This window comes from Bacillus sp. AFS018417, from assembly GCF_002560985.1.
Lineage (GTDB): Bacteria > Bacillota > Bacilli > Bacillales > Bacillaceae_G > Bacillus_A > Bacillus_A rhizoplanae.
This window is the reverse complement of record NZ_NTTM01000077.1, coordinates 1-4,703: the sequence shown is the minus strand read 5'-3', so window position 1 is coordinate 4,703 and position 4,703 is coordinate 1. Positions and strand designations below refer to the sequence as shown.

Here is a 4,703-nt window from a genome sequence, read left to right as displayed (position 1 = left end):
CCAGAAAAACCGGAGCCGAAACCAGAAAAACCAGAGCCAAAGCCAGAAAAACCAGAACACAAATCGGATGAAAAGCAGCAACAAGAAAATAATACGAAATCAAATGTGACGGTATAAAAAGGGGGATATTGGAGGTTAGATAATTATGTATGAGGAGAAGAAATCAATTAAATATAAATTAGCTGACAAACAAGTGCTCATTCCATTGAGCACTTGTTTGTTTATAGGGATCTTTTTAATTGCAAACTTTCTATTAAATTTAGCGTTAGAGTTGATTCGAACAACATTCAATAACTTGCTAGAACCACAACCTTTTCATGTTGAGGTGGGATACTTCTTTCAAATGCCCATTGTAGAGCACCCCATTTTTTACTTGATTGTTTTCCTTGTAGCTATCGGAACTATAGCAAGAACGGTGTACCAATTAAAATCATCTTTCAAAGATTTAAATAATAATCAAAAAGGATCTAGCCGATTTACAACAATTGAAGAGTTGAAAAAACAATATCGAGCTATACCAGATAGAGAAAAAACATTTAAAGGCGGTGGCGGTGTTGTAATTTCTCGATATGATGAAACTTCATGGAATGCCATTATGCAACAAGCAAAAGTGGTCATGGAAGCCAAAGGCATAGGGAAGTGGAACGCTATTCAGCAGTTAAAAATAAAAGCACACGCAGGAAGACTCTTTATTGATGATAGCCCTGTTAACAATCTAATTATTGGTACTACTCGTTCAGGAAAAGGGGAAACATTCGTTTTTCCAACCATAGATGTGTATTCTAGGGCGGAACACCAACCTTCTTTAATTTTCAACGATCCCAAAGGTGAATTATTTAGTGCTTCTAAGGACACGCTTGAACAACGAGGGTATCACATTGAAGTGTTAAATCTTTTGAATCCCATTGATTCTATGAGCTATGATCTGGTACAGCTAGTCAAAAACGCGTATAAAGATGGCGATTATTCAACAGCTCAGGCTTTGTGTAAAACCCTTTCTCATACACTTTACTATAATCCAAATGCGAAAGATCCTTTTTGGCAACAATGTGCCATGAGTCTATGTAATGCAATGATATTAGCCATTACAGATAAATGTATAACTGAAGGAACAGAAGAGAAGATTGGAATGTATGCAGTTGCCAATATGTTATCAGAACTTGGTTCAAAGGATGTAGTGATTAATGAAGAAGGAGCCACTCAAAACGCTTTAGATTTGTATTTTGAAAGTTTACCAGCTGACAGCGTAGCGAAGATGCAATATGCAACTTCTAACTTCTCAAAAGGAACGACAAGGGGTGGTATTTTCACGCAAACGATGAATGGATTATCTATTTTCACATTTGATGAAATTGCTAAAATGACATCCAAAAACAGTATTGATTTGAAACGTGTTGGTTTTGGCAAAAGCATAAAAGGAAAAGCGACACCTAGAAAAAGAGTGGAAATCTTATTTCCAGATGGTACGAAAGAATCAATTAAAGCTGATATTGCTGGACGTTTTGAGCTGGACTTTAAACAACAGATAAAAGTGAAAGATAAAATACAGGTAATGGAAAAGGAAAGTAATAAGAAAGCTATTATTTCAATCGAAAAAATCGATGAGAAAACTGGGGAAATAGACTTTAAAGTAATAGAAGCAAATGCAGCGGTGAACATAGTATCTGTTGATTATTTTGATAAGCCAATCGCTATTTTTATGATTACACCAGATTTTGACTCTTCTAATCATGTAATTGCTTCTATTTTTGTGAGGCAGCTTTACTTTATTTTAGCAAAAGGAGCATCACTTGCTCGTGGTGGGAAATGCCATCGTGAAGTAGTGTTTATGCTTGATGAATTCGGAAATATGCCGAGTATTGAGGGGATGGCGAATATTGTTACGGTTTGTCTAGGTAGAAATATTCGTTTCAATCTAATTATTCAAGCATATTCACAACTGAAAAATAAATATGGTGATGATGCCCCTACAATTGATGGGAACTGTGGGAATACGATTTATATTTTGACAAACGATACAGAAACAGCCGAAAAAATTTCTAAAAAATTAGGAAACAAAACAATCAATTCATTATCTCGAAGTGGTAAAGGACTTTCTACGGATAAAAATAAAACAGAAAGTGTAGATCAAAAACAGCTTCTAACAGCGAATGAATTAATGAGCTTTAAAGAGGGCGAAAGTGCTGTTATTCGTGTTATTAAGCGCCAAGATAATGAACGGAAGCGGATTAGACCTCATCCTATCTATAATACTGAGGAAACAGCATTAAAGTATCGCTGGGAATACCTTGGAGAAGAGTTTGATACAGATAAATCTATTTTAGACATAGATATTGAATCTTTACATGCTGAAGTAGATCCGAAAAAACTGATTGTAAATTTTTTTGGTGAAACAAAGGATGAAAAAATCGAAAACTTACCATCTGAATCATCGGAAGAACCTCCTTCACCAGTAGATACAGAAGAAAGTAAGCAAGAGGAATCACCAAAAATGATGGGAATCAACGAAGATGTTGATGTTGACCAAGATACGAATGAGCAAGAGGATAGTCCATTTGATGTGCTTTCTATTGAAAACTGGAAGTCGAAAACGGTAGTTGAGTTTTTTTACTCTGATTTAGCGATGTTAAAACTGGTAGAAAAGTTATTTTTAGATCAGCTGGGAAAAACGATAGAAGAGGTAAAAAATCAAGTAATGGAAGAGTTTTATGAAGAATTAAAAATGTTAGCTCATAATGATCATATCGATAAAGGGATTTATCAAGCAGTTGAAGGAAAGATAAATAGAATTTTAAGTGATTTAGCTGAGAAGAAAGAGGCAATCACAAGTTAAACAAAAAGTACTCAAACATTTGAGTGCTTTTTTCTTTGTCATGTAATCAAGAATAGAGGAGGAAGATCGAATGGGTATGACGACAATAACGGATGAAATGCAGCAAATTTTAGACAACTACTCACCGTATGTAACAGAAAATAATGAAGTAATTATTGGGTTGAAAGATGCGGTTCTTTTCCTTTCAGTGGATCGTGAAAAAGAAGGGAGTTTGATTATAAGGATTGATCCCATTAATGAGCGGTTAGATTGGACGATAAAAGATGTATTTGGGCAGTAGCAATTGAGAAAGGAGGGCAAATCGTGAAGGATGAAGAGATCTTAAAGGTACTAGAAGAGTTTTCGGATTATCTCCAAATTGGCGATATCGTCAATTACGTTTTTCGATGGATTGGTTGGTCTTTAATTCTAGGTGTTTCATTGATTGTTGATGCATTAGAGGGCGTTACAGATGCAGTATTAGGAATCAAATTATTTTTCAATTCTCCACAGATACAAGAATTTGTTGATATGATGTACCCAGCTTTCGTAGTTCTTTTAGCCATTTCATTTTTGTATATTGGCTACATGTTTATTATGAATAAAAAAATGAACCGATCTCAAATAGTAGTAAACATTTTCATTACATTGTGTGTGCTTTGTTTACTCGGAACTGGAATGACAAAAGTCGATAAGTTTACCGATGATGCAATTGCGGTTGTAAAATCAGAGCAAAAAGGCTCCATCAGTGATGAAATTATCAAGAAAAACTTAATCGATATCGCAAAAGTAGATAGTAATGGATGGAAAGATAAAGAGAATATGTCCCCAAAAAATAATATCCCTGAAAAAAACATTAGAAACATTGATATTACAGAAAAAATAGATAAAGATTTTGAAGTTTCGAAAGACAAAAATTTATCAGATGATGGTCAAAAAATTCTACAAAACAAACGAGTAATGGATGGTCTAGGAGTGGCATCCCTTGCGGAATTAAAAGATGGCTGGTTTGACTTCTTTCCAGAAAAGTATTATCGCTGGCATTGGAATTTTTGGACGATGTTCATCACCTTGTTAGTTACAGGTGTAACCATGTTATTAGTAAGTATTAAGCTTGCTAGATTGTTTTATGAGTTAGCATTTAATTATCTTTTAGCAAATATTTTAGCCCCAGCAGATATTGCAAATGGGCAAAAGTTAAAACAAGTGTTAACGAACATTCTTAATATATTTGTGGTCACTATCATGATTTTTCTATCCTTGAAACTTTACATGCTAGGAACAGCATTTATTCATGACAAATTAAATGGAGTACCCTATCTAATCGCATTAGCCGCATTTAGTATGGCAGTTTTAGATGGGCCAGTTATCGTTGAACGGCTATTTGGTATAGATATTGGACTTAAGAGCAGCTGGGCAATGTTAGCTGGTGGTGTCGCACTTGGTAAAGGAATAAGTAGTGCAGCAAACTCGAAACCAATGAAAGGGCTTGCTAATATGCTTGGAAAAGGTGCAAAAGGTGCAGCAGCAGGTGCTGGAGATGCAGTAGCGAAAACGGCAAGTGCAGCAGCTATGGCTACAGGTGGTGCAGCTGGTATACTAAATGGTTTGAGAAAAGGTAACCAAGATGGAAATAAAGAATCGTTGCAAGATCAAATGAAAAAAGCGGAACAAAAGAAAGCGCAAGGTAATGACTTAGGAAATAAAGAAAAAGATAAATTAAATAATAAAGAAGATAAAAAGAATAGTGCAAATCCGTCTGTTCAAGAAGAAATGAAGAAAGAAGGCAATGGAAAACCAGAAGGAACAGGTAATCAAGAAACTGGTAAAACAAGCCTTCAAGATGAAATGAAGGATGCAGGAATAGCAAGTGAGGGAACTTCAGTACCAA

General features: G+C 35.1%; 2 protein-coding genes and 2 pseudogenes. All 4 read left to right on the top strand.

Annotated features, from left to right (window positions below):
- Positions 1-145: 145 nt before the first annotated feature.
- Positions 146-577: pseudogene (locus CN326_RS25620) on the top strand (VirD4-like conjugal transfer protein, CD1115 family); the annotation flags it as partial.
- A gap of 105 nt (positions 578-682) precedes the next feature.
- Positions 683-2,833, top strand: a pseudogene (locus CN326_RS22225) (VirD4-like conjugal transfer protein, CD1115 family); the annotation flags it as partial.
- A 70-nt stretch (positions 2,834-2,903) separates the two neighbouring features.
- Positions 2,904-3,113, top strand: a complete 210-nt coding sequence (locus CN326_RS22220; protein ID WP_098311143.1) for a hypothetical protein — start codon at positions 2,904-2,906, stop codon at positions 3,111-3,113.
- A gap of 23 nt (positions 3,114-3,136) precedes the next feature.
- Positions 3,137-4,703 (top strand): pLS20_p028 family conjugation system transmembrane protein (locus CN326_RS22215; RefSeq protein WP_369680122.1); only part of this gene is annotated, 1,567 nt, incomplete at its 3' end.